This window comes from Pseudarthrobacter sp. WHRI 8279 (assembly GCF_040224115.2).
Lineage (GTDB): Bacteria > Actinomycetota > Actinomycetes > Actinomycetales > Micrococcaceae > Arthrobacter.
This window is the reverse complement of record NZ_CP168162.1, coordinates 737,828-760,671: the sequence shown is the minus strand read 5'-3', so window position 1 is coordinate 760,671 and position 22,844 is coordinate 737,828. Positions and strand designations below refer to the sequence as shown.

The following is a 22,844-nucleotide window of genomic DNA, read 5'->3' as shown; positions in this document are numbered from 1 at the left end:
CGTTGCGGGGATTAGGATCGTAGGGTGCAGGAACACGTGTCTGACCCCCTTGTAGGAACGCTGGTGGACAACCGGTACGCCGTGCGGTCCAAGCTCGCACGCGGCGGCATGTCCACGGTCTACCTTGCCACGGACCAGCGGCTGGAGCGGGACGTGGCCCTCAAGGTGCTGCATCCGCACCTCGCCGCTGATGACAACTTCCTGGGCAGGCTCGGCCGGGAGGCCAAGGCGGCTGCACAGCTGTCCCACCCCCACGTGGTGGGGGTCCTCGACCAGGGGAACGACGGCCCCACGGCGTACCTGGTCATGGAATACATCAAGGGCCACACCCTGCGTGACCTTATTAATGAGAAGGGCGCCCTGCCGCCGCGGCTGGCACTGGCGCTGATCGACCCGGTGGTGGAAGGGCTCGGCGCCGCCCATGCCGCCGGCTTCATCCACCGCGACGTCAAGCCGGAGAATGTTCTGATTTCCGACGATGGTCGGATCAAGATCGGGGATTTCGGCCTGGCCCGCGCCGTCACCACCGCCACCAGCACCGGCGCGCTGATCGGTACGGTCGCTTACCTCTCCCCTGAACTCGTCCTGGGACGCCCGGCTGACGCGCGCAGCGACATCTACTCCCTGGGCATCATGCTGTACGAGATGCTTACCGGACGGCAGCCGTTCGACGGCGAAGTGCCCATCCAGGTGGCGTACCAGCACGTCCACGGCACAGTGGGGCCGCCGTCGGCCCTGGTCCCGGGCCTGGCCGCCGAAGTGGACGAACTCGTGCAGTGGTGTACCGCCAGCGACCCCGAGAACCGGCCGGTGGACGGGAATGCCCTGCTCCAGGAATTGCGGCACATCAGGACCAACCTGACGGATGCTGAACTGGACCTGCGTCCGCCCGCGGCTGCTGCAGGGGCAGCAGGCACCCCGCGCGGGGACCAACGGCTTCCGCCTCGCAGGAATCCGTCCCCGCCCCTGGGTCCCCCTCCGCCCCGGGAGCCTGCCGGGGGCAATGAAACCGAGTTTATCGACGGCACGCGGGCTGACACCGGGCACGTCCAGCATCCCACCGAGGTCATCGGCCGCACCAACAATCCCACAACGGTGATGCCATACGGACAGCCGGCAGCGCCCGCCTACCCGCCCTCGCCGCGCCCGTCCCGGTCCAACATGCAGCCTTCTGGTCCGGTGCCCGGCGGTGCCAGGCGCACCCTTTCACCACCCGACGAGGACCAGGCATGGGCTCCCCCTCCCCCGGTGCTGGGCAAACGCGCCCAACGCAAGGCGGACAGGGAGGATGATAGGGTACGCGCCCGGGCAGCGGCCACCCCCGCACGGACGCTGCGGGAGGGAAATCCCCGCCGCCGCGGCGTCCTGTGGGTGATGATCCTGGTGGTTGCCGCCCTCCTGGCCACGGGCGCGGGCTGGTTTTTCGGTATGGGCCCCGGCGCCGCCGCGTCAATCCCCTCCGTCGCCAACAAAACCGTGGCGCAGGCGCAGCAGCTGCTCAGCGACGCCGGCTTCCAGTCCGTCACCAGGGACGTCTTCGACGACGACGTGCCTTCGGGTCTGGTGGTGGGCAGCGAACCGGCCGAGGGCGCGGAAATCCGGAAGTTCCAGCCCGTGTCCCTTTTCGTCTCCAAGGGTCCCCAGCTTTTTCCGCTGCCCGAGCTGTCCGGCGGCACTTTGGAGGAGGCCAAGAACGGCCTCAACGCTGCGGAAATGGCGCTGGGCCCTGTGACGGAACAGTTCAATGAGCAGGCTCCCGCCGGTACAGTCCTGTCGCAGGATCCCGCGGCAGGTACGGATGTCCGGCGCGGCACGCCCGTGAGCCTCATCGTGTCCAAGGGTCCCGAGCCTATCCCCGTGCCGGTGGTTGTGGGCCAGGACCAGGACGATGCCGCTGCTGCCATCACGGCATCCGGGCTCCAGCCGGAGGTGGCCGGCGAGCAGGTCTTCAGCCGGGACGTTCCCAAAGGCGCTGTAGTCAGCCAGGCACCGGCGGACGGAACGCTCACCCGGGGCGGCACCGTGACCCTGACCATCTCCAAGGGACCCCGGATGGTTGAGGTTCCCAGCTACATCGGCAAGCAGGCCAAGGAAGCCGAACAGGCACTGCGCCAGCTCGGCTTCGACGTGAAAGTGAACAATATCCTCGGCGGCTTCTTCGGCACGGTCCGGGATCAAGATCCCGTAAACAAGGAAGTCCCCGAGGGCTCGGTGATTACCCTGACGGTGGTGTAGGCGAGGAACCGCCCACACCACCGGACGGTGTCAGCGCTTGGCTAGGGCTCCGGCTACCAGGAAGGCCATTTCGAGGGACTGCATGTGGTTTAGCCGCGGGTCGCAGACCGACTCGTAACGGTCCAGGAACGCGTCCTGGTCCACGGGGTCGGCCCCGCCAAGGCACTCCGCGACGTCGTCGCCGGTCATTTCCACGTGCAGGCCGCCGGGAACGGTCCCCAGCGCGTGGTGCACTTCGAAGAAGCCGCGCACCTCGTCAATGACGTCGTCGAAATTGCGTGTCTTGTAGCCGTTGGGGGACGTCACGGTGTTTCCGTGCATGGGGTCGGTGACCCACAGAACCTGCGCGCCGGACGCGGTGACCTTTTCGACGACGGCGGGCAGCTTCTCGCGGATGTTGCCGGCCCCCATGCGGGTGATGAATGTCAGCCGGCCGGGTTCCCGCTCCGGATCCAGCTTGTCGATCAGCCGGAGGGCGTCATCTCCGGTGGTGGACGGGCCCAGCTTCACGCCGATGGGGTTCCGTACCCGCGAGAGGAAGTCAACGTGCGCGTGGTCCAGTTCGCGGGTCCGCTCGCCGATCCAGAGGAAGTGGGCGGAGGTGTCGTACGGGAATCCGGTGCGTGAATCGATCCGGGTCAGCGCCCGCTCGTAGTCCAGCAGCAGGGCTTCGTGGCTGGCAAAGAATTCGACCCGTTTCAGGGCTTCGAAGTCTGCGCCGCAGGAGGCCATGAACTTGATGGCACGGTCGATGTCGCGGGCCAGGGACTCGTAGCGTGCGTGTGCCGGGTTTTCGGTGAAGCCCTTGTTCCACTGGTGCACCGAACGCAGGTCCGCGAACCCGCCCTGCGTGAAGGCGCGGATCAGGTTCAACGTGGAAGCGGACGTGTGGTACGCGCGGAGCATGCGGGAGGCGTCGTGGCCCCGGGACTCAGGAGTGAACTCGTAACCGTTCACGATGTCGCCCCGGTAGGCGGGAAGTGTTACGCCGCTGCGGGTCTCGTCATTGGATGAACGGGGCTTGGCGAACTGTCCGGCCATGCGGCCCATCTTGATGACAGGCATCGCGGCACCATAGGTGAGCACCACGGCCATCTGGAGGATGGTCTTGACCCGGGCGCTGATCTTGTCTGCCGTGGCGGCCTCGAAGGTTTCGGCGCAGTCGCCGCCCTGCAGCAGGAAGGCCTTGCCCTGGGCGGCGGCGGCCAGCCGCTCGCGGAGGACGTCCACCTCTCCGGCAAAAACCAGCGGGGGAAGGACGGAGAGTTCCTTCACCGAGGCGTCGAACACGTCCCGGTCCTGCCAGCTGGGCTGCTGGGAGATGGGGAGGTCCCGCCAGTTATCAAGTCCGGGATAGTCGGCTGCTCCGCTCTGGGCGGTGCTGGACAGCGAGAAGGCGGGTTTTGCAGATAGCTCAGTCACCATCTAAGACTAGCGGTCGTGCAGGGCCCGGGGACACCGCACTGTCACGCACACCGCCCGCAACGTCACAACCCGCTCACCCGGCGGCGGCAGCCCCGCCGTCGTCCGCTTTGCGCATGTCCTGCGGGGTGCCCTGGTTGGCGCCGGGCAGGGTCTCCCCGCTGCCGGCATCAGCCGCCGTAGATGCCAGGGGCTCTGCGGCAGCTGCCGGTTCCACGGCCTTGCCCGCCAGCCGCAGCTTTACCACTGCGGCGTACTCGTCCACGTATTCCTGCCCCGAGAGCCGCATCAGTTCGAACATGATCTGGTCGGTGACTTTCCGCTGGATGTCGCGGTCCTCGGCCTGGTCCCGGTAGCGGCTGAAGTCGAGGGGCTCGCCGAAGATCATGCCGATCCTGCGGATGTTCGGCAGCCGCTTGCCGATGGGCTGTACCTTGTCCGTTCCGATCATTGCCACAGGTATCACCGGAACCCCGGCCTGCAGCGCGAGCCTGGCCACGCCAACCTTGCCCCTGTAGAGCCTGGAGTCCGGGCTCCGCGTCCCCTCCGGATAGATGCCCAGCAGTCCGCCATTCAAGAGGACCTCCATGCCGGCAGTCAGCGAGGCTGCCGAGGCAGCACCCCCGGACCGGTCCATGGGCAGCTGGTTGGTCAGGCGGAAGAACAGGGCTGTCAGCCTGCCCTTGATGCCGGTGCCGGTGAAGTACTCCGATTTGGCCAGGAAGACCACCGGCCGGCGGACCATCAACGGCATGAAGATCGAATCGGAAAAGGAGAGGTGGTTGGACGCAATAATCGCCGGGCCGCCAGCCGGAATGTTGTCCAGTCCCTTCACCCAGGGGCGGAAAAGGAGCTTCAACACAGGACCGAGGAAGATCCGCTTCATGACCCAATAGAACACGTGAGAAACCTCTCCGGAAAGGCGGCCTGCAGGCCCCGCGTCGGGCCTGTCCGGCAGTTCAATGCAACCCTACTCTAGTGAGAATTGTCCGGAACAGTGACACGATGGAGGCATGAGCGAAAGCAGCACCCCGTCCCCTCCTGCCGCTTTCAGCTACCCCGGACACGGGCCCAATGCGCGGATTGGCATAGCCATCTGCCATGGCTTCACGGGAAGCCCCCTCAGTGTCCTGCCGTGGGCCGAGCACCTTGCCTCGCAGGGTTACGCCGTGACGGTCCCCCTGCTGCCGGGCCATGGGACCGACTGGCGCCAGCTGGCGAGGACGCGGTGGAGCGACTGGTACCGCGGCTTCGAGGCCGCCTACCTGGAGCTCGGGCGGACAACCGAAACATGCTTCGTGGCCGGGCTTTCCATGGGTGGGGCCATTGCGCTGCTGACCGCCTCCCGGCACAAGGTTGCCGGGGTGTCCGTGGTCAACCCGGGCCTGAGCTTCTACGACCGCCGGGTCCGGGTGATCGGAGTGCTGAAGTACTTCCAGCGGACAACCCTCCCTATAGAAGAGGAACAGCCGACGGCGGCAGTCACCAATGACGGGGACTACTCACGCACTCCCCTCGCTGCCGTGCACGAGCTGAAGAAGCTCTTTGGCGCCGCCGCCCGCGGCCTGCCCAAGGTCACGGCACCTGTCCAGGTCTTCAAGTCCCGGACCGATGCCGTGGTGCCGCCGACTTCCCTGGCACTGCTCCGCAAAGGCCTCGGCGCGCACCTCACTGAGGTGGTGGACCTCCACAGCAGCGGACATGTCGCTACGCTGGATGTGGACGCCCCGGAGATCTTTGCGAAATCCAGTGCTTTCTTCCACGCCCTCGCCCGCCAGAACACCGCATTGGAGACTCCATGACCTCCAGCCTGGACCACAGTCCCTTCAGCAGCAGCTGCACTGGCGGGGGGCCCCGCATCGGCGTGGTCCTCTCCCATGGGTTTACCGGCAGCCCGCACGGGCTGCGCGCCTGGGCCCAGGCCCTGGCCGGCGCCGGCTTCGCCGTGCGCATGCCCCTGCTGCCCGGACACGGCACCAGCTGGCAGGAGCTGGCCCGTACGCGGTGGCAGCAGTGGCACGGTGCCTTGGATGACGCCTACCTGGAGCTGGACGCGGACTGCGATTACGTCTTTTCGGCAGGATTGAGCATGGGCGGCGCGCTGGCGCTGCGGATCGCTGCCACCCGGCCAGTGGCCGGGGTGGTCCTGGTCAACCCGGGGCTGGTCATTGATGATCCGCGCGCTCCGCTCGCCGGCATCCTGAAGCTGGTCATGAAAAGTACCCCGGCCATCGGAAACGACATCCTCAAAGAGGGCATGGACGAAGGCGCCTATGCCCGGACCCCGGTAGCTGCCGCGCATGAACTCAACAAGCTGTTCAAGGACACCATCAGGATCCTGCCCCGGGTCACCGCCCCCGTCCGGGTCTACCGGTCCGCCATTGACCACGTGGTCTCGGACTCGAGCATCCATGCGCTCCGCCGCGGACTGACGCACGCGCCCCTGGACCTGGTCCGCCTCGAGAACAGCTACCACGTGGCAACCCTGGACAACGACGCCGAGCAGATCTTCCAGGGCTCCGTGGAGTTCATCCGGGCGGTGGTTTCCGGCGGAAATCCGGAACGGCCAGCGGCAAGTGCAGCATCGGACCTGGAGGCCACGCACCATGGACAGGCCTAATTCCGGATCCCAGGACCAGGGCGCCAACCAGGACGACGCCGTCTGGCTGGACCTGGTGGCCCGGCTTGAATCCGGTTCCCCCGACGCAGGCACCGGCAGCACCACTGGCACTGGCACCGCCATCGATCCCGCCACGGATGCGGCACCGCGCCAGGATACGGCTGCGCCGGGTGCAAGGCCGCCCGCGTTCAGCGACTTCGACCCGCTCGGCCTTGCTGGTACAGTTCCTGCCGAGTTGTCGGCGGCAGAGCGGCAGGACGCCACGCAGGCCCCGGGCCCCGGCACTGAAGCAGGCTTCCCGTCCGGTCCCCGTGACTACGGTGTGGACCCGGATGACGGCGAGTTCGTGCCGGAGGAACCGCCCAGCCTGGCCGGAACGGATCCGTTGACCATGCTTGCCTGGCTGGCCGCCGTGGGCGGACCGGTAGCGCTCCTGTTGTCCGTGATGTTCTGGCGCTCCGCCCCGCTCCTGGCCATCGTGGGAATCGTTGCGGCGTTCGTCCTGGGAACCGTGTACCTGATCATGAAGCTGCCGCAGGAAAAAGACGAGAACGACGACGGCGCACGCGTCTAGCGCGGCCGGCCCTCCCCAGCTGCGCGGCCAGGCAACAGAGCACCGCCAGGCAACAGAGGAAAGAGTGCGCCTGATAGCGTCAGCGGCGCGCCCGGCTGCTGACGCGGGACAGGTCTGCAGCTCCAATGAGTCCCGCGTTCGGCCCAAGGGCAGCGAGCTGGATGCCGGCGGCCGGCCGGAAACCCCGCCCCGTCAGGTTGCGGGCGAATGCCTTCCGTGCGGGCTCCACCAACAGGTCCCCTGCTGAGCACAGTCCGCCGCCGATAACGAAAAGCCCGGGGTCCAGCGCCGCCGCCAGGTTGGCCAGCCCGAGCCCGAGCCACTCCCCCACTTCCTCGATCAGCTCCCGGCACGCCGGGTCGCCGGCAAGTGCGAGCTCCGTGACAATCGCACCCGTAATGAGCTCGGTCCGCCCGCCCACAGCCGCGAGCAGGTCCTGCGCCACCGGGGAGTTTGCCTGGGCCAGGATCCGCGCTTCGCGCCCTAACGCATTCCCGGACGCATACTGTTCCCAGCAGCCGCGGTTTCCGCATTCACACCGGTGCCCGCCGGGCATGATGATCTGGTGGCCAAACTCGCCGGCCACGCCGAACCGTCCACGCTCCACCCTGCCGTCCATCACCATGGCACCGCCGATGCCGGTACCCAGGGTGATGCACACCAGGCGGTCTTCCCCCTGCCCGGCTCCAAAGCGCCATTCCGCCCAGGCCGCGGCATCGGCATCGTTGGTCAGGAGTACCGGCCGGCGGAGGAGCTGCTGCAGGTTTGCCCGCAGCGGCTCATTCCGCCAGGCCAGGTGCGGGCTGAAAAGCACCGTTCCACCGTCGAGGTCCATCCACCCGGCGGCGCCGATGCCTACCGACCAGATCCGGTGGCCCCTGCCGAGCTCCTCCACCAGCTCCACGATGACCTGCTCCACTGCCCGGGGGTCGCTGCCGGGGGTGGCGCGCCGCGCTTCGCTGAGGATGCGGCCGTCGGCATCCACAACTCCCGCGGCCACCTTGGTGCCGCCGATGTCGATGCCAATGGCGAGGCCTTTGCGGCCGAGGCGCAAGTGCTCACGGAAGCCACCGCCGTCGTGCTGTGTCCGCGCCCGGCGCGAGGTGGGCCGCGCCCTCCAGGGGGCAGGTCTGCTCAGGGGCCCGGGCTGGTTGCCGGGGGGCGGTGCGTACATAGTTCCCCATTCTAGGTGGGCACATTCCACGGCACCGTGTGGACAGGCGGAGTTGCCGCCCACATGTCGCAGCGCACCGTTGACGGCAAAGTTACTGGCCAGTAACTTTAGATACTGCATGGTCCGGCACGGGCGTACTAGTCTTTAGGCATGCCCCTGTGCGGGACCTCGGATATCAAAGGAGCTATAGTGCGCGAATTCAGTGTTCCGCCTCTTGTTGTTGTCCCACCGGAGACCAACATCACCGACCTTGTGCTGCGGCAGGCAGCAAAGGCCAGCAACCCGGCACTCTTTTCGCGGCTCGATGCCTCCGGATCCTGGCAGGACATTTCCGCCACCGATTTCCTGGCTGACGTCAGGGCGCTGGCAAAGGGGCTGATGGCCAGCGGCGTGGGAGCCGGCGACCGCGTGGGCATCATGTCCCGCACCCGCTATGAATGGTCCCTGGTGGACTTTGCCATCTGGTTCGCCGGAGCCGTCTCCGTTCCCATTTACGAAACGTCCTCACCCTCGCAGGTTGCGTGGAACCTCGGTGACTCCGGTGCTGTGGCCGCCTTCGGCGAGGCAGCCCACCATGAGGACATCATCCGCCAGGCGGTCACGGCGGAAGCGCTGACCTCGCTCCAGCATGTCTGGCAGCTCGAAGGCAACGGTCTCGATGCCCTCCGCGAAGCCGGCCGGGGCGTCAGCGACGACGACCTTGAGGCCCGCAGGAAAACCGCCGGGCTGCGCGACACCGCCACCATCATCTACACCTCCGGCACCACAGGCAGGCCCAAGGGGTGCGAACTCACGCACGGAAACTTCGTTGAGCTCTCAGACAACGCGCTGGCCATCATTGGCGAGATTGTCCATGAAAACGCCAAGACCATCATGTTCCTTCCCCTGGCGCACGTCTTCGCCCGCTTTATCTCAGTCCTCGCCATGGCCGCCGGCACCACCGTGGCCCACACCCCGGACATCAAGAACCTCCTGGCAGACCTGCAGAGTTACGAGCCGACCTTCATCCTCGCGGTGCCGCGCGTCTTCGAAAAGGTCTACAACTCCGCCCTGACGAAGGCCGAGGACGGCGGGAAGGGAGCGATCTTCCACAAGGCGGCAGAGACTGCCATCGCGTACTCCAGGGCCCGGCAGGACGGCCGCATCGGCCTGGGCCTCAAGCTCCGCCACGCACTGTTCGACAAGCTCGTCTACGGAAAGCTGCGGGCGGCAATGGGCGGGCACGTGGCCCACGCAGTCTCCGGCGGAGGCCCCCTGGGCGAACGCCTGGGGCACTTCTTCCAGGGCATCGGACTGCAGGTGCTCGAGGGATACGGCCTGACCGAAACCACCGCCCCCATATCCGTGAACACCCCGTCACTGATCAAAATCGGTTCCGTTGGGAAGCCCCTGCCCGGCAACTCGGTCAGGATCGCCGAGGACGGGGAGATCCTTGCCAAGGGCGTCTGCGTCATGCGCGGCTACTACCAGCGGCCCGACCTCACGGGCGAGACGTTCGACGACGGGTGGCTGCGTACCGGTGACATCGGCCGCCTGGATGAGGACGGCTTTGTCTGGATCACCGGGCGCAAGAAGGAAATCATCGTCACCGCCGGCGGCAAGAACGTCATTCCGGCCCTGCTGGAAGACCAGATCCGCGCCGATGCGCTTGTCTCGCAGGTGCTGGTGGTGGGAGACAACCGGCCGTTCATCGGCGCGCTGGTCACCCTGGACCAGGAAGCCCTCCCCGGCTGGCTGCAGCGCCACAACCTCCCCGCGGACACCTCCATTGCGGACGCCGCGAACAACCCGGTGGTCAAGGCGGCAGTCCAGGACCTGATCACAGCGGCCAACACCTCAGTCTCACAGGCCGAGGCCATCAAGTCGTTCCGCATCGTCCCCGCAGACTTCACAGAAGCATCCGGGCACCTGACGCCGTCCATGAAGGTCAAGCGTGCCCAGGTCATGAAGGACTTCGAGACGGTCATCGAAGAGATGTACGCCGCACCGCGTTCGTAGCAGGCACCACTGGGCGGGCCCCGGTCCTCTGCGTGCTATTCCCGCGCCCCTCTAGGGCCGCTTCGCGGCGAGCAGGGGCGCGGGGCCCCTTTTACGCACGCTGCCGGACCGCGGTCCGCCACAGCCCCGCCGTCCAGTCAGGCGGTGGCTTCGGCTTTAAAGACAAGTGAGGGCCCTCGTTAGGGAGGGCCCTCACTTGTCTTAGTTGCCTGCTCCGGCTACTGCTCCACCACCAGGAGAAGGTCTCCGCCTTCCACCTGTTCCACGGCGGAGATGGCGAGCCGGGAAACCTTGCCGGCTGCCGGCGTCGTAATTGACGCCTCCATCTTCATCGCCTCGATGGTGGCCACGGTGTCGCCTGCCTTGACCTCGTCGCCCTGCTTGACGGTCAGGGTGACGGCACCGGCGAAGGGCGCCGCAACGTGGCCGGGCTGGCCCGGGTCCGCCTTCTCGGCAGCCTTGACGTTGCTCACCACGGACCGGTCGCGGACGACAACGGGCCGGGACTGGCCGTTGAGCGTACACATGACGGTGCGCATACCCTTCTCGTCCGGCTCCGACACCGCTTCCAGGGAAGCGATGAGGCGCACGCCCTTCTCCAGCTGGATCTCATGTTCCGCGCCGCGCTGCAGGCCGTAGAGGTAGTCGCGCGTATCCAGGACGGAGAGGTTGCCGTAGGTTTCCACGCTCTTGAGGTAGTCCTTGGTGGGACCGTCGAAAAGCAGCCGGTTGAGGGTGTGCTGCCGGGTCTTGGAATCGGATTTCAGGGCCGCACTGTCTTCGGCGCTCAGTTCAACGTCCCGGACCTTCACGCTGCGGCCCTGCAGGGCCTTGGTGCGGAACGGTTCCGGCCACCCGCCCGGGGGGTCGCCAAGCTCGCCGGATAGGAACCCGATGACCGAATCCGGGATGTCGTAGTTCTGCGGGTTCTCGTTGAAGTCTGCGGGGTCCGCGTTCAGGCCCACCAGGTGCAGGGCCAGGTCGCCAACAACCTTCGACGACGGCGTGACCTTGACCAGGCGGCCAAGGATGCGGTCAGCGGCGGTGTACATGTCCTCGATCGCCTCAAACCGTTCGCCCAGGCCCAGCGCCATGGCCTGCTGGCGGAGGTTGGACAGCTGTCCGCCCGGAATTTCGTGCTGATACACCCGTCCGGTGGGGCCCGGCAGGCCGGATTCGAAGGGCGCGTAGACCCGGCGGACCGCTTCCCAGTACGGCTCGAGTGAGCTGACGGCGGCCAGGCTCAGCCCGGTGTCGCGGGGGGTGTGGGCCAGTGCTGCAACCAGGGCAGAGGCCGACGGCTGGCTGGTGGTTCCGGCGAGCGATGCGGAGGCCACGTCCACGGCGTCAACGCCGGCGTCCACGGCAGCCAGGAGCGTGGCCAGCTGGCCGCCCGCGGTGTCGTGGGTGTGCAGGTGCACCGGCAGGTCGAAGCGGTCCCGGAGGGCCGCAACGAGCTTCGCGGCAGCGGCGGGACGGAGCAGGCCTGCCATGTCCTTGATCGCCAGGATGTGGGCTCCGGCGTCCACGATCTTTTGCGCCAGCTCCAGGTAGTAGTCCAGCGTGTAGAGCGTTTCTTCCGGGTCCAGCATGTCCGCCGTGTAGCACAGCGCCACTTCGGCTACGGCGGTGCCGGTTGCCCGGACTGCCCGGATGGCGGGTGCCATCTGGCTGACGTCGTTCAGGGCGTCGAAAATCCGGAAAATATCGATGCCGGTGGCTGCCGCCTCATTGACGAACGCCTCGGTGACTTCCTCGGGGTAGGGCGTGTAGCCCACCGTGTTACGGCCGCGCAGGAGCATCTGCAGGCACACGTTCGGGAGCGCCTTGCGAAGGGCGGCGAGCCGGTCCCAGGGGTCTTCGCCCAGGAACCTGAGGGCCACGTCATAGGTGGCACCGCCCCAGGCCTCGACGGACAGCAGCTCCGGCAGGAGCGCAGTGACCGCCGGGCCGGCTGCCACCAGGTCCCTGGTGCGGACCCGGGTGGCCAGCAGCGACTGGTGTGCATCGCGGAAGGTGGTGTCCGTGACGGCGACGGAGTTCTGTTCCCGAAGCGCCTTGGCAAAGCCCTCGGGGCCCAGCTCAAGGAGCTTCTGGCGGGAGCCGGGGGCCGCCTGCTTGTCCTTAACCGACGGCAGCTTGCTGGCCGGGTTCGAGTGGACAGTCAGTTCGCCGTTGGGCTTGTTCACGGTGACTTCAGCCAGCCAGGTGAGGAGCTTTGTGCCGCGGTCGGCAGAGACACGCGCCTTGAGCAGCTGCGGGCGCTCGTCGATGAAGGAGGTGGCGACGTTGCCCGCAATGAAATCGGGGTCATCAAGCACTGCCTGCAGGAACGAGATGTTCGTCGAGACGCCGCGGATGCGGAACTCTGCCAGCGCACGGCGGGCCCGGGCGACGGCGGACGGGTAGTCCCTGCCCCGGCAGGTCAGCTTCACCAGCATGGAATCAAAGTGCGGGCTGATTTCGGCACCCGAGTACACCGTGCCGCCGTCGAGCCGTACACCTGCGCCGCCGGCGGACCGGTAACCGGTGATTTTTCCGACGTCGGGGCGGAAGCCGTTCGCGGGGTCCTCCGTGGTGATGCGGCTCTGCAGCGCAGCGCCCTTGAGGTGCACCGTTTCCTGCGAGAGGCCCAGGTCCGCCAGCGTCTCGCCGGAGGCGATGCGCATCTGCGCCTGGACCAGGTCGACGTCGGTGACTTCCTCCGTGACGGTGTGCTCCACCTGGATGCGGGGGTTCATTTCGATGAAGACGTGCTGGCCGGCGCGCTCACCGACAGTATCGACGAGGAACTCCACGGTGCCGGCGTTGACGTAGTTCAGTGCCTTGGCGAACTTGACGGCGTCCCGGTACAGCGCCTGGCGGATGCCTTCATCCAAGTTGGGGGCCGGCGCGATTTCGATGACCTTCTGGTGGCGGCGCTGGATGGAGCAGTCGCGTTCAAAGAGGTGCATGACGTTGCCCTCGGCGTCGGCCAGGATCTGCACCTCGATGTGGCGCGGGCGGAGGACTGCCTGCTCCAGGAACATGGTGGGGTCCCCGAACGCGGCATCGGCTTCGCGCATGGCGGACTGCAGGGCTTCCGGCAGGGCTTCGCGGGTATCCACCCGGCGCATGCCGCGGCCACCGCCGCCGGCGACGGCCTTAGCGAAGATGGGGAAGCCGATTTCGTCGGCAGCGGCGATAAGTTCGTCCAGGTCCTTGGACGGCGCACTGGATTTCAGGACCGGCACGCCGGCGTCACGTGCGGCCTTCAGGGCGGCAACCTTGTTGCCCGCCAGTTCCAGGACCTCTGCGGGCGGCCCTACAAACGTGATGCCGGCAGCCTTGGCTGCGCGGGCAAGGTCCGGGTTCTCGGAAAGGAAGCCGTAGCCCGGGTAAATGGCGTCCGCGCCGGATTCCTTGGCTACCCGCACCACTTCATCCACATCCAGGTACGCCCGGACAGGGTGGCCCTCTTCGCCAATCAGGTAGGCCTCGTCCGCTTTCTGGCGGTGGATCGAGTTCCTGTCCTCATGGGGGAATACGGCAACGGTCTTGGCGCCCAGCTCGTAGCCGGCGCGGAAGGCCCTGATCGCGATTTCGCCGCGGTTGGCCACCAGAACTTTGGAAAACATACTTCTCCTGCATCATTGCGGGTGGATCGGTGAGTGGTCACAGTGTCTAGGACCTACAAGGACAAACACAAATCTTTGTGGCCACCGTCACAGATTTCGCCGTCATGTCCCGAACCCTTTTCCCAACGCGGGCAGAAACCGCCCCCGCAGCACAGTCGGTGCCATGCCGACGCCCAATAAAGCAGGATTCGCCGACGCATCCACATATGATGAGTAGGGCGGCAGGACCGTCCGGCTTCGGCACTGCCGGAGCAAACATTACCCCCAACACGGCATCCGGCGTTAGGTTTTGGTCTCTCAAGTGCAAGTAGTCAGCATCAGCAGCCTCAAGGGTGGAGTCGGCAAGACTTCCGTCACCACGGGATTGGCGTCTGCGGCGCTGGCCGCAGGCATCAGCACGCTGGTGGTGGACCTTGATCCCCATGCAGATGCCACCACCGCCCTGGGCGTTCAGCCCGGCGACCAGCTGGACATCGGCCGGATGCTCAAAAGTCCCCGGCGGACCAATCTGGCCGACAACGTGGTGCGCAGCAGTTGGACGGCGCGCGCAGGATCCAACGGTTCCGGCCCCGCAGTCCTGGACGTCGCGGTCGGATCCGCCTACACGGGCATCTATGACCGTCCGGACCTCCGCCGCCGCGACCTCCGCCGGCTCTCGTCCGTGCTGGCCACCGGCGGCGACTACCAGCTTGTCCTGGTGGACTGCCCGCCGTCCCTTAACGGGCTGACCCGGATGGCGTGGTCTGCCAGCGACAAGGTGGCGCTGGTTGCCGAGCCCGGACTGTTCTCGGTGGCCGGCACCGAGCGGACCATGCGGGCCATCCAGCTTTTCCGGCAGGAATTCGCCCCCAACCTCTCGCCTGCAGGCATCGTGGCAAACCGGGTGCGGTCAGGATCCTCCGAACACACCTACCGGCTCGCGGAAATGGAGTCCATGTTCGGCGACCTCCTCCTGAGCCCCCGTATCCCCGAGCAGGCCAACTGGCAGCAGATCCAGGGCGCCGCCCACCCCGTGCACCACTGGCCCGGAGAGTCCGCAAAATCCGCCGCGGCACTCTTCGATGACCTGCTGGCCAACCTGATGGCAGCGGGAAGCGGCCTGCGCAGCCGCGCCAGGTAAGGCACACAGCCCCAAAACCGGCTTTAACGGATAAGGGCCGCCCTCCATGTGGAGGGCGGCCCTTATCCGTTAAAAGCCTCAGCTGATTTTGCGGGCAGCCCGGCGCTTGCTCAGTTCGTCGTCCGGAAAGGACTGTTCAGCCGCGTGCTCGCTGGGAAGCGATGCGAGGCTTCCCTCCACCTCACGCCAGACACGGCCGACTGCGATGCCGAAGACGCCCTGTCCGCCCTGGACAAGATCGATGACTTCGTCGGCGGAGGTGCACTCGTAGACGCTCGCGCCGTCGCTCATGAGCGTGATCTGGGCAAGGTCCTCGACGCCGCGTTCCCGCAGGTGCTCCACGGCGGTGCGGATCTGCTGCAGCGACACTCCGGTGTCCAGGAGCCGCTTAACCACCTTCAGCACAAGGATGTCGCGGAAGCCGTAGAGGCGCTGGGATCCGGATCCGGCGGCGCCGCGGACCGCGGGCTCAACGAGGCCGGTACGGGCCCAGTAATCGAGCTGGCGGTAGGTGATCCCGGCAGCCTTGCAGGCCGTGGGGCCCCGGTAGCCGGCGTCCTCATCCAACACGGGGAGGTCCTCGGTAAACAGGAGGCCCTGGGCACCGCTCGCGGGCACAGCAACACCAGCCGTGGGCTGCTTCAGCCCGCCTGCTTCGCCTTTGGGACTCACCTGGATCCTCCTTGTCATGCGCTCCCGGGTAACTACTGCAGCAGCGGTGCATGAAGACCATGCATGTAATTTTCGCGGGGCGCACTTTCCAGTGTGACTTGCGAGGCTGCCGTAAGCAATGGGAACTTGATACTTCGACGTTAGGCCCGGGGGGCTGCAAGGTCAAAGACCCTAAGGGGTTTGATGAGGCGTGTCGAAAGATTCACCCTCAACTTTAACCTTAACGTGACCTTAACCGTCGAAATCCTCGGGCTCCACGTCGTCCAGGAACTCACGGAACCGGCGCAGTTCGCGCTCTTCATCAACCGTGGGACCCGGTTCGGTGTCCTCGCCCTCGTCATGCTCGGTGATGCGCACCCCGGCCTCATCCATGACTGAATCGGCGCACCAGATCCGGCATTTCGCACGCAGTGCCACCGCAAGTGCATCCGAGGCCCGCGAACTCACCGTGGTGCCGTTCTCGAACTGCAGCTGGCCGTAAAAGATGTTGTCTTCCACCGCCACGATATTGACGCTGACCACAGAGTGTCCCAGCGCTTCCACCACGTCCACCAGGAGGTCGTGTGTCATGGGACGGGGCGGCACCACGCCCTGTTGCGCCAGGGCGATGGCGCTGGCTTCGGGGGTTCCGATCCAGATGGGAACGTGCCGTTCACCATGCATCTCCCGAAGCAGGACTAGCGGCTGGTTGGAAGGCAGTTCGATGCGAACGCCTACAATCTCGACTTCAATCATCAGATGTCCATGCGTGAGATATGGTCCTGCACCAGAGCCCGGTGCAAGGTGAGGCAGAGGTCGCTGATTTCGCGGGCGGCTTCAGCGGCGCGCGCCTGGGACGCTGCATCCTTGCGGGATGCCAGCGGCGCCACCGCGCGTTCCACCAGCCCGAACTCCCGCTCGGCAGCCGCCTGGAAGGGACGCAGGTGCCGGGGTTCAAGACCGTGGCTTTCCAGCTGGACACAGGCACGGGCCACCTGGAGGGCGTGCTCGTCGAACTGCCCGTTGGCATGGCTGATCAGGCCGAAGCTCAGGAGGGCCTGCAGCAGTGGCACGCTGGCGCCCGATTCAGTGCGGAGCTGTTCCTCGGTGAGCTTGCGCCCGCGGCTCTGCAGTTCGGCAGCCAGCTCGTCGGAGACGATGCGGGGGGAAACGACGACGCCGGGCGGCAGGTTCTCCGGGCGTTCGCCCCTGTCGATCGCGTCAAGGTAGTCCTTGATGACCTTCAGCGGAAGGTATTGGTCCCGCTGGAGGGCCAGCACGAAGCGCAGCCGCTCGACGTCGCCGTCCGAGTACTGGCGGTATCCGGCAGGCGTCCGGCGCGGATTGATCAGCCCTTTTTCCTCAAGGAACCTGATTTTGGATGCAGTCATGCCGGGAAAGTCCTCGCTGAGCTGTGCGAGGACTTCCCCTATGTTGAGGACCTGGGGTCCCCGGCGTTCCGGTTGTGCCATTGCCACAGGCAGTGGTCCCCGGCTCAGCCGCGGCCTGCAGCGGTGGCAGGGCTCAGGTAGAAGGTGAGGCGGAACTTGCCGATCTGGACTTCGCTGCCGGACTTGAGCTCAACGCTGTCCACGCGGTCATGGTTGACGTAGGTCCCGTTCAGGCTGTTCTTGTCCACGACTTCGAAGCTCCGGGCGGTGCGGCGGAACTCGACGTGGCGGCGGGAAACCGTGACATCGTCCAGGAAGATGTCGGCGTCCGGGTGCCGGCCCGCCGTGGTGACATCGGAATCGAGCAGGAACCGGGCCCCGGCGTTGGGGCCGCTGTGGGCAACCAGGAGCGCCGAGCCAGCCGGCAGTGCCTCCACGGAACTGCGTTCTTCGGACGAAAGCTTGGGGGTAATCGTGGGCTCATCCCTCACCGGGGCGAGATGGATGGAGGTGGTCTCCGACTCCCTGGCCGCACCCGAGCCGTATTCCCCGTCGGCAGGGTTCTGTGTGTGGCCAGCCATGGACTCCTCCTCTTTTCCGCTGCGGCCATCAGGCGCGCAACCAACATCTGCCCACCGGGCCTGCAGCGCAGGTCCGGAACCGGCCGCCGATCCGGCCGCTGACGTGCGAAGACATCTGGCTTCGCCCCGGGCCGGACCGGAAAAACCGGTTAGCTTTAGCCTACCTGCTGTTCGTACTCCGATGCACTGAGCAATGAGTCCACGGCGTCGGCTTCGGCAAGCTTGATCTCAATAAGCCAGCCGTCCCCATAGGGATCGGTGTTGATGAGCGCGGAATCGGTGTCAAGGGACTCATTCCGGCCCACAACTTCGCCGCTGACGGGGGCGTAGATGTCGCTGACGCTCTTGGTGGACTCCACCTCGCCGACAACTTCGTTTGCCGTAATCCTGGTACCGACTTCCGGCATCTGGGCGTACACAACATCCCCGAGGGCATCCTGGGCAAAGTCTGTGATCCCTACCCGGACCACGCCGTCGGCATTGGGGGCGGTGACCCACTCGTGTTCGGCGGTGTAGGACAGATCTTCAGGAATGTTGCTCATCAGGGGCCTTTCATCGGGTCGAACACCACTGTCAACGCGGCCCGGGAAACGGGCCGCGTTGAAAGTATAGGCACATCCGGCGGGGCGTTTGCCGGGGTTTCTGACAAGATGGGACGCATGAGCGCATGCACGGGCAGCGGCGATGCCAGGAACGGCGGTTGACGGATGCCTGAGCTCCCCGAGGTCTCCGGCCTGGCCGGCTTCCTGGCCGACCATCTGCAAGGAACCGTTGTTTCCAAAGTGCAGATCGTGTCGTTTGCCGTCCTCAAGACAGCCGATCCGCCCTTCAGTTCACTCGAAGGCAGGACCGTGACCGGCGTACGGCGCTTCGGGAAGTTCATCAGCATAGACACGGGAGGAGTTTCCTTTGTCTTCCATCTCGCCAGGGCGGGCTGGGTGCGCTTCACGGACTCCCCCACCGATGCCCAGCTGAAGATGGGCAAGGGGCACATCGCCGCCCGCCTCGCGTTCACCGGACCCGGCGGCCCCCGCGGATTCGACCTTACCGAGGCCGGAACCAAGAAGAGCCTTGCGGTTTACGTGGTGCGGGACCCCCAGGAGGTGCCGGGCATCGCAACGCTGGGCCCGGACCCGTTTGCTGCAGCGTTCGACGCCGATATGCTGGCTGAGATCCTTGCCGGCAGCTCCCAGCAGATCAAGGGTCTCCTGCGGAACCAGGGCGTGATCGCCGGGATCGGAAACGCCTACAGCGACGAAATCCTGCATGCGGCGCGGATCTCCCCCTTCGCCACCGCCAAGTCCCTGGACCGTGAAACTGTCCAGGTCCTGTACGACGCCATCCACGACATCCTGGGAACGGCGATGGCCGAGGCCCAGGGCAAGCCGCCCAAGGACCTCAAGGACGTCAAAAGGAGCCACATGCGGGTCCATGCCCGGGCCGGGCAGCCGTGCCCCGTCTGCGGGGACACAGTCCACGAAGTCTCCTTTGCGGACACCGCGCTGCAGTACTGCCCCACCTGCCAGACGAAGGGCAAGATCCTGGCCGACCGCAGGACCTCGAAGTTCCTCAAGTAGGGAGGCCGGCATCCCGCCCGCAACGTGCCATGGACGCCGATCCACGAACTTTCCGGGCTCAAGGATGTAGCACCCCCAACATTCGGCGACTGCGGCAGCGCCGCGGCGGGTGACGCTGGTGGAAAGATTGCGGTTCGGGACTTCTGGTCCTACCCGGGTACGTTCCTGGGGCGTAGCGTCTTGACCAAAGCTCGCATGTCTCCATCAGCACGAAGGGGTCACAATGCGCCGGTCTCGACCCGCCGTCCTCGTCATGACCTTGGCCCTCGCCCTCGGAGGTGGCCTCGGGGGCACGGCCCTGGGGCCGCCGCCCGCGTCCGCTGCATCAGCGGTGGCTGCGCAGCGGAGCGTTACGGCATCGATGACGGTCGAGCAGACCGGCGACGACGCGATCGTCCAGCACTATGAGCAGCTCGGCGGCAGCGCTTCGTTCCTCGGCACGCCAGTCGGCAGCGCGTACGACATCGCGGGGGGTCGCGCCCAGGACTACACCGGAGGCACGATTTACTGGAGCCCCGGCACCGGAGCGCGCGAGGTGCACGGGGCGATCCGCGGACGCTATCTCGCGTTCGGCGGACCGGCCGGCCTACTGGGCTTCCCACTCACGGACGAGACCACCACTCCGGGCGCCGCTGGTCAGTACAATGACTTCGCCGGAGGATCGGTCTACTGGAGCCCCGGCACCGGAGCGCGCGAGGTGCACGGGGCCATCCGCGGACGCTATCTCGCATTCGGCGGACCAGCCGGCCTACTGGGCTTCCCACTCACGGACGAGACCGGCACCCCCGACGGGGTCGGCCGGTACAACCACTTCAGCGGCACGAACGCCAGCTCGTCGATCTACTGGTCGCCCGCCACGGGAGCCCACGAGGTGTACGGAGCCATCCGAGCCCAGTGGGTGGTCCTCGGTTGGGAGCGCAGCCGGCTCGGCTACCCGACCAGCGGCGAGTACGGCATCACGGGCGGGCGCCGCAGCGACTTCCAGCACGGTTCCATCCTGTGGCACGCGGCCAGCGGCAGGACCGACGTCATCTACACCGGGGTCCCGTCGGCGCTCCTGGGCGTGGACCTCGAGCGCATTCAGACTACGCAGAAGGTTGTCGCTCTCACGTTCGACGCCGGCGCCAACGACGCCGCCCTCCGATCGATCCTCACCACCCTCGCAGCCAACGGCGTCCCGGGCACTTTCTTCCTCACCGGAGACTGGGTGAACCAGTTCCCCTCCGACCCGGCGCTGATCTACAACGCGGGGCATCGGATCGGCAATCACTCCATGACCCACCCAGATTTCACAACCCTGACCGACGCCCAGATCGCGGCCCAGATCAGCAGCGCGCAGAAGACCATCGAGGCCGCTGGAGGAGACCCGCGCCCGTTCTTCCGCTTCCCGTTCGGCGCTCGCGATTCCCGCACGATTGGAGACGTCAACGCAGCAGGTTACGCGGCGGTCCGGTGGACCGTTGACACCTTGGGCTGGCAAGGCACCATGAACGGAACGCGCGGCCCGAGCTTCATTGTCCAGCGCGTCATGGCATTCGTGCAGCCCGGAGAGATCGTCCTGATGCACCTCGGCTCTAACCCCGACGACGGCTCAACGCTCGACGCAGCGGCCCTCCCACAGGTGATCTCCCAGCTCCGGGCGGCAGGCTACGGCTTCGTGACCCTCGACGCCGCCCTCGGCTAGCTGGGACGCTGTGCTGGGCACCGAGAGGCATCAAATGGTCAAGGAGAAACCAAGACTTCCTCGCTTTACGCCTTCCACTGGCGCCTGAGGACGTCGACGGGAGCAGAACGGGAGGGACGCAGGGCCGGGACCACGTCCTTGTCGCGGGCGGCCACCGGCGCGCTTCGGCGGCACTGTTGACCGAGGCAGGCTCCTCCCGGGGGAGCATCAAGGCGTCCATGAGCAGGCTCGGGGCCAATCCCCCGGTCAATGACCGGTGATCACTCGAACGGGGTCCTTCGCTGGTTGTTCACCCGGCCGCTCCAAAGGCCTGGCACGGCCGGGCTTAAGCGCCGGCCGGTCACAGCCTGTTTTGACGGGTTTTCGCTGACTGGTTTAAATCCCGCAAACGCAAAAACCGCGGAAACCCTAGAGTTTCCGCGGCTTTGTGGTCGGGCTGACAGGATTTGAACCTGCGACCCCTTGACCCCCAGTCAAGTGCGCTACCAAGCTGCGCTACAGCCCGCTGGTTCCGCCGTTCTCCGCTGAACTCAAACCCGAAGGTTTTCATCAGCAGTCCGGCCGAACCACCTAGAAGAGCTTACACGATCCGGAGGGGTGCCTGTGACACTTTCCGGTGATCAGCCCCCAAGGTGTGTCGCAATTAACGCTTCTTGCCGCGCTTTTCGCGCACGCGCATGCTGACCTCGATGGGCGTGCCTTCGAAGCCGAACGTTTCCCGCAGCCGGCGGGTGATGAAGCGCCGGTATCCGGGGTCCAGGAATCCGGTGGTGAACAGCACGAACTTCGGCGGCCGGCTTGACGCCTGGGTGCCGAAGAGGATGCGCGGCTGCTTTCCGCCGCGGACGGGGTGCGGGTGCGCGGCAACGAGCTCGCCAAGGAACGCGTTGAGGCGGCCCGTGGCAATGCGCTTGTCCCAGTTCTCCAGCGCCAGGTCCAGGGCCGGCACCAGGCGGTCCTTGTGCCATCCGGTCTTGGCCGAGATGTTCACGCGGGGTGCCCAGTCCACGTGGGCCAGGTCCTGCTCAATTTCACGCTCGAGGTAGCGCCGGCGTTCGTCGTCGAGCAGGTCCCACTTGTTGAAGGCCAGCACCAGGGCCCGGCCTGACTCAATGGCGAGCTGCAGGATCCGGACGTCCTGCTCGCTGAGGACCTCGTCAACGGCGAGGAGCACGACGGCGACCTCCGCCTTTTCGAGCGCGGCCTGGGTACGGAGGGAGGCGTAGTAGTCCGCACCCTGTGCCATGTGCTGGCGGCGGCGGATGCCTGCCGTGTCCACGAAGCGCCAGGTGCGGCCGCCGAGTTCGATGAACTCGTCCACCGGATCGCGGGTGGTGCCGGCGGTGTTGTCCACCACCACGCGTTCAGTCCCGGCCAGTTTGTTCAGCAGGGAGGACTTGCCCACGTTGGGGCGGCCGATCAGGGCGATGCGGCGGGGACCGCCGGAGCGTTCCAGGCCCTCGATGGTGGAGAACTCGGGGAGCACGTCCATCACGTGGTCCAGCAGGTCCGCCACGCCGCGCCCGTGCAGCGCGGAGACAGGGTAGGGCTCGCCGAAGCCGAGGCCCCACAGGGTGGCGGAGTCCGCCTCCTGGGCAAAGTCGTCCACCTTGTTGGCCACCATGATGACCGGCTTCTTGCTGCGCCGCAGCATTTTCATGACGCCTTCATCGGTGGCGGTTGCCCCCACGGCAGAGTCCACCACGAAGAGGACTGCGTCCGCGAGTTCAACGGCCATCTCGGCCTGCTCGGCTACGCGGGCGTGGATGCCGCGGGCGTCGTGCTCCCAGCCTCCGGTGTCCACCAGGGTGAAGTTGCGTCCGTTCCAGTTCGCGGAATACATAACGCGGTCGCGGGTGACGCCGGGGGTGTCCTCGACGACGGCTTCCCGGCGCCCAAGGATTCGGTTCACCAGGGTGGACTTACCCACGTTCGGCCGGCCGATGATGGCCAGGACGGGATCGAGCTTGACGGGACCGTCAAAGTCCTCGTCGCCGTATTCGCCGCTGAGCAGTGCGGCGTCTTCCTCGTCGAGGTCATAGTCCTCCAGGCCCGCCCGGAGGGACGCAGCGCGGAGCTCGGCCTCGTCATCGTCGATGGCAGCCAGCCGTTCGGCCACCTGGTCCGTGCCCGTGGGCGTGTATTCGTCTTCGCCGGCGCCGAAGTGGCCGGGAGTTTGAGTCGTATCGCTCATTGCACT

The 22,844-nt window shown here is 66.4% G+C and carries 18 protein-coding genes and 1 tRNA gene; 8 read left to right on the top strand and 11 right to left on the bottom strand.

Features of this window, described 5'->3' with window-relative positions:
- Positions 1 to 24: 24 nt before the first annotated feature.
- On the top strand, positions 25 to 2,235 hold the full coding sequence (locus ABRP28_RS03410) for a PASTA domain-containing protein (RefSeq protein ID WP_374152917.1): 2,211 nt from the start codon (positions 25 to 27) through the stop codon (positions 2,233 to 2,235).
- A 30-nt stretch (positions 2,236 to 2,265) separates the two neighbouring features.
- Here the strand turns inward: ABRP28_RS03410 and ABRP28_RS03405 are convergent, their stop codons facing one another.
- Together ABRP28_RS03405 and ABRP28_RS03400 are read right to left on the bottom strand one after the other, a co-directional pair.
- Positions 2,266 to 3,660, bottom strand: coding sequence for a class II 3-deoxy-7-phosphoheptulonate synthase (locus tag ABRP28_RS03405; RefSeq protein ID WP_350002181.1), 1,395 nt, complete (start codon positions 3,658 to 3,660; stop codon positions 2,266 to 2,268).
- Between the two features lie 73 nt (positions 3,661 to 3,733).
- Positions 3,734 to 4,558: a lysophospholipid acyltransferase family protein gene (locus tag ABRP28_RS03400; RefSeq protein WP_350002180.1), complete on the bottom strand. Its 825-nt coding sequence runs from the start codon at positions 4,556 to 4,558 to the stop codon at positions 3,734 to 3,736.
- Between the two features lie 112 nt (positions 4,559 to 4,670).
- Here ABRP28_RS03400 and ABRP28_RS03395 point away from each other — a divergent pair, with 112 nt between their 5' ends.
- From ABRP28_RS03395 to ABRP28_RS03385, 3 genes are read left to right on the top strand one after another with little or no spacing between them, the layout of a single operon-like run.
- On the top strand, positions 4,671 to 5,459 hold the full coding sequence (locus ABRP28_RS03395; protein WP_350002179.1) for an alpha/beta fold hydrolase: 789 nt from the start codon (positions 4,671 to 4,673) through the stop codon (positions 5,457 to 5,459).
- The gene (locus tag ABRP28_RS03390; RefSeq protein ID WP_350002178.1) at positions 5,456 to 6,277 is read left to right on the top strand and encodes an alpha/beta fold hydrolase; all 822 of its coding nucleotides are present in this window, start codon (positions 5,456 to 5,458) and stop codon (positions 6,275 to 6,277) included. The genes ABRP28_RS03395 and ABRP28_RS03390 overlap by 4 nt, the downstream gene beginning before the upstream one ends.
- The gene (locus ABRP28_RS03385; RefSeq protein ID WP_350002177.1) at positions 6,264 to 6,851 is read left to right on the top strand and encodes a hypothetical protein; all 588 of its coding nucleotides are present in this window, start codon (positions 6,264 to 6,266) and stop codon (positions 6,849 to 6,851) included. Before ABRP28_RS03390 ends, ABRP28_RS03385 begins: the two co-directional genes overlap by 14 nt.
- Before the next feature lie 79 nt (positions 6,852 to 6,930).
- Here the strand turns inward: ABRP28_RS03385 and ABRP28_RS03380 are convergent, their stop codons facing one another.
- Positions 6,931 to 8,025 carry an ROK family glucokinase gene (locus tag ABRP28_RS03380; RefSeq protein WP_350002176.1) on the bottom strand — a complete coding sequence of 365 codons (1,095 nt, stop codon included), beginning with the start codon at positions 8,023 to 8,025 and terminating at the stop codon, positions 6,931 to 6,933.
- Positions 8,026 to 8,214: 189 nt separating this feature from the next.
- Here ABRP28_RS03380 and ABRP28_RS03375 point away from each other — a divergent pair, with 189 nt between their 5' ends.
- A complete protein-coding gene (locus tag ABRP28_RS03375) occupies positions 8,215 to 10,023 on the top strand; it encodes an AMP-dependent synthetase/ligase (RefSeq protein ID WP_350002175.1) in 1,809 nt (602 codons plus the stop codon).
- A 218-nt stretch (positions 10,024 to 10,241) separates the two neighbouring features.
- Here the strand turns inward: ABRP28_RS03375 and ABRP28_RS03370 are convergent, their stop codons facing one another.
- A complete protein-coding gene (locus ABRP28_RS03370) occupies positions 10,242 to 13,640 on the bottom strand; it encodes a pyruvate carboxylase (protein ID WP_350002174.1) in 3,399 nt (1,132 codons plus the stop codon).
- 301 nt (positions 13,641 to 13,941) lie between these two features.
- On the opposite strand from ABRP28_RS03370, the gene ABRP28_RS03365 reads away from it, so the two are divergent.
- On the top strand, positions 13,942 to 14,760 hold the full coding sequence (locus ABRP28_RS03365; RefSeq protein ID WP_350002173.1) for a ParA family protein: 819 nt from the start codon (positions 13,942 to 13,944) through the stop codon (positions 14,758 to 14,760).
- Positions 14,761 to 14,838: 78 nt separating this feature from the next.
- Here ABRP28_RS03365 and ABRP28_RS03360 read toward each other — a convergent pair whose 3' ends face one another.
- The 5 genes from ABRP28_RS03360 to gcvH all read right to left on the bottom strand — a co-directional run bounded on the left by ABRP28_RS03360 (position 14,839) and on the right by gcvH (position 17,925).
- Entirely contained in the window at positions 14,839 to 15,432 is a 594-nt protein-coding gene (locus tag ABRP28_RS03360; RefSeq protein WP_009358601.1) for a MerR family transcriptional regulator, read from the bottom strand.
- A gap of 231 nt (positions 15,433 to 15,663) precedes the next feature.
- On the bottom strand, positions 15,664 to 16,167 hold the full coding sequence (locus ABRP28_RS03355; RefSeq protein ID WP_009358600.1) for a bifunctional nuclease family protein: 504 nt from the start codon (positions 16,165 to 16,167) through the stop codon (positions 15,664 to 15,666).
- Positions 16,167 to 16,883, bottom strand: coding sequence for a MerR family transcriptional regulator (locus tag ABRP28_RS03350; RefSeq protein ID WP_350002172.1), 717 nt, complete (start codon positions 16,881 to 16,883; stop codon positions 16,167 to 16,169). Before ABRP28_RS03350 ends, ABRP28_RS03355 begins: the two co-directional genes overlap by 1 nt.
- A 23-nt stretch (positions 16,884 to 16,906) precedes the next feature.
- Positions 16,907 to 17,383: an FHA domain-containing protein gene (locus tag ABRP28_RS03345; RefSeq protein ID WP_350002171.1), complete on the bottom strand. Its 477-nt coding sequence runs from the start codon at positions 17,381 to 17,383 to the stop codon at positions 16,907 to 16,909.
- Positions 17,384 to 17,538: 155 nt separating this feature from the next.
- The gene (gcvH, locus tag ABRP28_RS03340) at positions 17,539 to 17,925 is read right to left on the bottom strand and encodes a glycine cleavage system protein GcvH (protein ID WP_350002170.1); all 387 of its coding nucleotides are present in this window, start codon (positions 17,923 to 17,925) and stop codon (positions 17,539 to 17,541) included.
- A 165-nt stretch (positions 17,926 to 18,090) separates the two neighbouring features.
- Between gcvH and ABRP28_RS03335 the strand changes: the two genes are divergently transcribed.
- Together ABRP28_RS03335 and ABRP28_RS03330 are read left to right on the top strand one after the other, a co-directional pair.
- Positions 18,091 to 18,960 (top strand): DNA-formamidopyrimidine glycosylase family protein, encoded by an 870-nt coding sequence (locus ABRP28_RS03335; protein ID WP_350002169.1) that lies wholly within the window; start codon positions 18,091 to 18,093, stop codon positions 18,958 to 18,960.
- 223 nt (positions 18,961 to 19,183) lie between these two features.
- Positions 19,184 to 20,644, top strand: coding sequence for a polysaccharide deacetylase family protein (locus ABRP28_RS03330; RefSeq protein ID WP_350002168.1), 1,461 nt, complete (start codon positions 19,184 to 19,186; stop codon positions 20,642 to 20,644).
- Positions 20,645 to 21,072: 428 nt separating this feature from the next.
- Here ABRP28_RS03330 and ABRP28_RS03325 read toward each other — a convergent pair.
- Positions 21,073 to 21,149: transfer RNA gene (locus ABRP28_RS03325), tRNA-Pro, on the bottom strand.
- 138 nt (positions 21,150 to 21,287) lie between these two features.
- Entirely contained in the window at positions 21,288 to 22,838 is a 1,551-nt protein-coding gene (gene der / locus ABRP28_RS03320; protein ID WP_066275036.1) for a ribosome biogenesis GTPase Der, read from the bottom strand.
- Positions 22,839 to 22,844 lie beyond the last annotated feature (6 nt).

What these genes read in the sequence shown, in the direction of transcription:
- ABRP28_RS03405 (WP_350002181.1), bottom strand. Translation starts at nt 3,660, where the DNA reads ATGGTGACTGAGCTATCTGCAAAACCCGCCTTCTCGCTGTCCAGCACC.
- ABRP28_RS03395 (WP_350002179.1), top strand. Translation starts at nt 4,671, where the DNA reads ATGAGCGAAAGCAGCACCCCGTCCCCTCCTGCCGCTTTCAGCTACCCC.
- ABRP28_RS03390 (WP_350002178.1), top strand. Translation starts at nt 5,456, where the DNA reads ATGACCTCCAGCCTGGACCACAGTCCCTTCAGCAGCAGCTGCACTGGC.
- ABRP28_RS03385 (WP_350002177.1), top strand. Translation starts at nt 6,264, where the DNA reads ATGGACAGGCCTAATTCCGGATCCCAGGACCAGGGCGCCAACCAGGAC.
- ABRP28_RS03380 (WP_350002176.1), bottom strand. Translation starts at nt 8,025, where the DNA reads ATGTACGCACCGCCCCCCGGCAACCAGCCCGGGCCCCTGAGCAGACCT.
- ABRP28_RS03370 (WP_350002174.1), bottom strand. Translation starts at nt 13,640, where the DNA reads ATGTTTTCCAAAGTTCTGGTGGCCAACCGCGGCGAAATCGCGATCAGG.
- ABRP28_RS03355 (WP_009358600.1), bottom strand. Translation starts at nt 16,167, where the DNA reads ATGATTGAAGTCGAGATTGTAGGCGTTCGCATCGAACTGCCTTCCAAC.
- ABRP28_RS03350 (WP_350002172.1), bottom strand. Translation starts at nt 16,883, where the DNA reads ATGGCACAACCGGAACGCCGGGGACCCCAGGTCCTCAACATAGGGGAA.
- ABRP28_RS03345 (WP_350002171.1), bottom strand. Translation starts at nt 17,383, where the DNA reads ATGGCTGGCCACACACAGAACCCTGCCGACGGGGAATACGGCTCGGGT.
- gcvH (WP_350002170.1), bottom strand. Translation starts at nt 17,925, where the DNA reads ATGAGCAACATTCCTGAAGATCTGTCCTACACCGCCGAACACGAGTGG.
- ABRP28_RS03335 (WP_350002169.1), top strand. Translation starts at nt 18,091, where the DNA reads ATGCCTGAGCTCCCCGAGGTCTCCGGCCTGGCCGGCTTCCTGGCCGAC.
- ABRP28_RS03330 (WP_350002168.1), top strand. Translation starts at nt 19,184, where the DNA reads ATGCGCCGGTCTCGACCCGCCGTCCTCGTCATGACCTTGGCCCTCGCC.
- der (WP_066275036.1), bottom strand. Translation starts at nt 22,838, where the DNA reads ATGAGCGATACGACTCAAACTCCCGGCCACTTCGGCGCCGGCGAAGAC.